The 4990-nt window shown below is 45.5% G+C and carries 7 protein-coding genes; 2 read left to right on the top strand and 5 right to left on the bottom strand.

All coding sequences use genetic code 11. The annotated features are described in order from the left end of the window. Nucleotides 1–384 precede the first annotated feature (384 nt). Nucleotides 385–621 carry a TFIIB-type zinc ribbon-containing protein gene (locus L5462_RS09320; RefSeq protein ID WP_370637063.1) on the bottom strand — a complete coding sequence of 79 codons (237 nt, stop codon included), beginning with the start codon at nt 619–621 and terminating at the stop codon, nt 385–387. Nucleotides 622–704: 83 nt separating this feature from the next. Then, nucleotides 705–851 (bottom strand): AbrB/MazE/SpoVT family DNA-binding domain-containing protein, encoded by a 147-nt coding sequence (locus L5462_RS09190; protein WP_010868907.1) that lies wholly within the window; start codon nt 849–851, stop codon nt 705–707. Nucleotides 852–955: 104 nt separating this feature from the next. Here L5462_RS09190 and L5462_RS09195 point away from each other — a divergent pair, with 104 nt between their 5' ends. Together L5462_RS09195 and L5462_RS09200 are read left to right on the top strand one after the other, a co-directional pair. Further along, nucleotides 956–1222, top strand: coding sequence for a hypothetical protein (locus tag L5462_RS09195; RefSeq protein ID WP_237780479.1), 267 nt, complete (start codon nt 956–958; stop codon nt 1220–1222). Nucleotides 1223–1478: 256 nt separating this feature from the next. Next, entirely contained in the window at nt 1479–1754 is a 276-nt protein-coding gene (locus L5462_RS09200; RefSeq protein WP_048901314.1) for a hypothetical protein, read from the top strand. 1 nt (nt 1755) lies between these two features. Here the strand turns inward: L5462_RS09200 and L5462_RS09205 are convergent, their stop codons facing one another. From L5462_RS09205 to L5462_RS09215, 3 genes are all read right to left on the bottom strand, one after another. Then, the gene (locus tag L5462_RS09205; RefSeq protein WP_237780480.1) at nt 1756–2157 is read right to left on the bottom strand and encodes a hypothetical protein; all 402 of its coding nucleotides are present in this window, start codon (nt 2155–2157) and stop codon (nt 1756–1758) included. Nucleotides 2158–2163: 6 nt separating this feature from the next. Next, nucleotides 2164–4569 (bottom strand): helix-turn-helix domain-containing protein, encoded by a 2406-nt coding sequence (locus tag L5462_RS09210; protein ID WP_237780481.1) that lies wholly within the window; start codon nt 4567–4569, stop codon nt 2164–2166. Between the two features lie 102 nt (nt 4570–4671). Continuing rightward, a complete protein-coding gene (locus L5462_RS09215) occupies nt 4672–4878 on the bottom strand; it encodes a hypothetical protein (RefSeq protein ID WP_237780482.1) in 207 nt (68 codons plus the stop codon). Nucleotides 4879–4990: the final 112 nt, after the last annotated feature.

Genomic DNA, 4990 nt, shown 5'->3' on the forward strand with positions numbered 1-4990 from the left:
AACAAATTTTATATGCCCTAGTAGTCATAGAATAAGCCAGGGCTTTACAACCCTATGCAGGGTACCATTCTGCAATGTACCCCTACATTTTCTGCAGGGTGACTGTGTTGGTGGGGTTTTGGTGTGCGGTATTTCCACCCCACTCAACAACATGCTTTTTCATAACTATTTCTTGTTGTTCTTGCTATTAAAACTTAGCCCAGACCGTAAAAACATGTATTATTTTTTCTTATATTATCTTACAGGGAATGCGATTTTCTGCAAAACCGTAAAACCATAAAAAGAGTTAAAAAGGCTTTCCCACACCCACCCACCAGTGGGATACAGGTGGGTACATGTGAGGATTATGACCTGTCAACCCATCTGATCATAACCTATTTTACTTCATAGCATCCCCCATGGCAGATACAACCGCAAACCAGCACTATACGGGTACAGGGCTGATAAAACAACACCACAACGCTGACAATAAATGTAATAATTCTTCCTGTCGAACCGGAACCTTTTAGATCCACAATCAGGGCAAACAGTCCATTCAATCTCCTTGAGCACCCGCCGATCCTCCAACTGCAGAGTGTTCAACTGGTGCTCCCTGAACTTAACCCGTTCACTGTACTCCACCAGGAGACCCCCCAGATTCCCCCTGCAAAAACCGTAAAAGCATAAAAAGAGTTAAAAAGGCCTCGCCAATGGGGTGGGTGTCACTATGACCTGTCAACTTTTTTGATCTCCACCACCAGGAGGTCACCAGGCTTCAACTTCAAAGCATCCCTCAAATCAGCAGGCACCTTAATGTTCCCCTGCCTGGTTAACCTGTTACTGAATGGCACGCCAACATCCTCCATCGCCATACAATCCACCTCCTATGATCATATCATATACCTATAGCGTGTCACAATATAAACAATTAACCCCAGAACATCAGCACAGTACCATGATTTGACTTCGTAATATAATGATATACCGAAGTAAAGTATCATCACAGCCACAGAAACACACAAAAAAACACGAAAAAACACAACCCCATATACATGTAGACCCTGAAAAAATTGTAAAAATAGGTGTAATATACGATCCCTGCAACCTACACTGCAGGAGACAAAACAGCACCACAACAAGAATAGACTACACAGCAACTAAACCCGACTACAGTCCACTCCACCCCTACTCCACCATGGAACAAGCCACCATCACAGCCCCCTGCAGGCCCCAGGGCACCTGATGATGGGGATGACACTCACCCTGCATGGAATCACTATCATCACACTACAGTTTTACTCCACCCTGCCACCCCAAAATTTTTTGTATTTTTTTGTATTTCTTTGATGTTACAGGACTTGATGGGGGAACCCAGTCCCAGGGTGGATTTTATTTTGATTTTTTTAGATTTTTTTCTATCTTTTTCTATCAGGTGTGATGGTTCAACCCTCCCAAAATTCCCAAAATTATTAATCCATGGAGGATATAGATATTTACACATGAAGATTGATGATAACAGGGTTTTAGAGTTCAACCTGGAAGAACTAATAGGATTTGACCCTAATGAACCACTAATAGACTTTTGCCTTGAAGACCTCCCAGTATTTGATGACCTTGAATGCCCCGACCTTAAGGAACTCTTAGAGTTTAACCTTGATGACATCCCAGAGTTCAAACCTGAAGACCTTAAGGGGTTACTTGAAGGCTTTGGTGATTTGGATCTTGAGGGTTTTGTTGACTTCCACATTCCACCCAACAAGGACATTGAATTATAATTCACAGGCCACCATAGTAATAGTAATCATAAAGGGCCTTATCCCCAAGGGACAGGTACCTGCAGGCCCTCCTTTTATCCTTGAATCTCTTGAGGGCCCTTCGAAGTGTCAGTCTCCTTGTCTCCTCAACCTTAACCTGTGATGCCAACTGAACATACTCCTCACCTGCAGGGCCGAGGATGAGCCTGTAATGATCATCGTATTCCAGGAAACCCTCAGCCAATGCAATCCCCAGGATTTCCATCACAGTCCCCATATCTTCCCCCGAGAGGTGGTGGATTTCATCTGTGAATTCCTTTGTATTCGGATCCCTCCCGAGGGGTGCGAGGTTACTCATAGCCGATATGATCAGATCCCTCCAACCCTCAGGGACACGGTTTGAAGTTGCTAAGGAGAGGGGCATAATGGATCACCCACCCTGCATATCCTCTATCTCCCGCCGAACATCACCCAATTCCTTCGCATACTCGACAATCTTCTCCTTACCCACTGGTTTCCTCATTAGAGTTGAGAGCACCCCTCCCAGTTCCTCAAGGAGTTCCAGCTTCTCCCCGGCACTGATACTCTTGTCCTCGAGTTTCTTTTTCAGGGTGATCCTCCTCTCCTCAAGGTTCTCTGGTGTGTCTGGTGGGATCCTCGCCTCAAGTTCACCTATCCTCGAGTCATCACCCCGTGCCATTGCATCCATGTACTCATCCCGCAGATCACCACCCACACCAGAGTAATAATTTTTTTTGTGGAAACATGTCATTTCATTGGAGGCCTTAGAGCCATTATTTTCACTGTTTACCCTATTCCCCACTATTGACCCGGCCCTGGTCAACACCAAATCATGCTTATCTCCGTGATTGGAGGATTCTCCACCTGTTTCCAGGGGGTGTTTCCCATTTCCCAGTATGGTATACACTGGGTTGCAGGTCACATCAGAGGGTGTCTGCAGGTTGTCATGGATGAAGACCCTGACATCGACAATGAATTCAACAACATCCTCATGTGTCTCCATGGGATTAGTATTATTATCAAGCCATTCTTGTATTAAATTGTCCTGTATGTTACTTTGAATTTGGGAAACACCTAAGAACATACTATGGAATATGGTTTTTTTCCAAATCCGAGTATTCTCCACTGTTCCCAAGCCTTGGTCAACACTGGGGAACAGGGTAAATTCAGATTCTGAGGGTTCTCCACCATTTTTGAGTTGGAGGTGTTTCCCAACAATACCTGGGGTGAGGTATATCAGTGATGGTGATTTAGGATTCTCAGGTTCCAATGGCTTGATAGTAACAAGACCCTTATCCTCTAAGCCCTCGATGTCTCTGTCTTTGTCATGCCTCCCCTTAACCCACCGATATATTGTTGATTTACTCAACCCAAGCCTCTCAGCGAGACCCCTATAAGTTGGAAGTTCAGGAGCATCCTCAAAGATTGAACCAGTATGCTGTTTATATAACTCATCAGAGTATTCTGGTAGGGATTTGAGGAATTTCTCCTGTTTCCTGTCCAACTTATACCTTTGGAGGGTGTCTATGGACATCCACAACTCCAATGCATCCCTCAGGTCATCCTCAGTGCCGATGATAATGTCATGGCCATTTTCACGGACATAACTCCCCTCCCTCCTCCTCTTATGTTGCCTGTACCATGTCACGGCCTTCACAAGTCCAACTATGTGCTTGATGTCCCTGTTACTATACCCTCGCAGGTCGAGTAGGTGGAGGTAGGGGTTGTAAACCCTGACATCATCCTCTATCAATCGCTCATAGACTGCCCTGATGACCTCGTAGGCCTCCATGATCCTCTTATCATCCATCACTGACCCTGAGATAGCCTCCTCTTTGATCTTCTCCTTCACAAATCTGCTGTGATCCTCATCCTCCACTGGGTTATTGTAGAGTAGCCTGTCATTGAGTTCATTATCATGGATGTCCCTCGCCCTTGTGAATATCGCCAAGCCCTCCCCTGGGATCTCCAGTTTCAGGGCCTCCTGATCCTTCACGGTGTGGTGTTCCTTCTCTGGGAGGATGTTATCTGTGATGGTCTTGGAGATCGCTATGATCTCATCATTCAACTCAATATCATCAAATACGAAGATATTGTAGTCTTCACGGAGGATGCCAGTCTCTGATGCGTAGAATAAGTATTTAGGTGATGCTGATCTGAGGATGTGCACATACCTCTCAGGGACTGCGAGTACTGTCTTCAATACAAGGTCTGTTTTACCTGAACCTGTGGAGCCCCTCAGTGCCTGGTGGACTGGTGGGGTGTCCCTGAGGAATAGGGTGCCGATGGATAATAGGAGTAATTTCACGGCCTTCTCATCACCATAATGAGCCTCCCCTATGACTCTGGTGATGGATTCGAGGATGTCGATGCTGTCATCATTGATTAACTGGTCAGCGTAGGCTTGTATCTTCTCAGGGTAGTCCTTGAATGATTGGGGTTCAATAGCATCCCCTCCTGGGTGGAGCATCTCACCTGCGAGGAGGATGTGCTGGATTAACTCGAGGACACCCTCAGGGGTCTTGTTATCATCATGGAACCCTCCCCTGAGGAGGATGTTTATATCATCCTCTGTGAATGTGTCCCCTATGATTTTGAGGGCTTCATCAGGGTCTTTATCCTCTGATATGATCTCGTAGAGGTTGCTGGTTTTACCTGTGGCTGTGTGGATTGGTTTACTCTTCTTGATGAACAGGTACTCGTAGAGGTCTCTGTCCCTGTATTTCTGGCCTATTAATTCAAAATCAGCGTGTTTAATGTGTAGGGTTATTGATCGCTCAAAATGTTTATATTCCTTCTTTGACATACTATTCATTGTAGTTCACCTCCTTTGGTGGATCGTAGTTCACCTCCTTTGGTGGATCGTAGTTCACCTCTATAGGGGTGGTTCTGTGGGGTGGGTGGTTGTGGTTGCCACTCATCTTATCAACTCCTTCTTATTGTCCTCTGCCTGCTGGAGGTATTTCTCTCTCAGGTCAACCTCCTGGAGGTAGTGTTTAAGGGCATCCCTCATGACACACCCAACCGACACAAACCTACCAGTCTTGAGGGATTCAACCCTTAAATCCTGCAGTTTAATGTATTCATCCATATCTATCTCGACTGTTATCGCCTTTTTATCCAAAGGTGATCACCCCTTTGTTTTTTGGTGTCACCCTGCAGAATCAAGGGGATGTGGATCAACAAATTTTATATGCCCTAGTAGTCATAGAATAAGCCAGGGCTTTACAACCCTA

This window comes from Methanothermobacter sp. K4, assembly GCF_022014235.1.
Taxonomy (GTDB): Archaea; Methanobacteriota; Methanobacteria; order Methanobacteriales; family Methanothermobacteraceae; genus Methanothermobacter.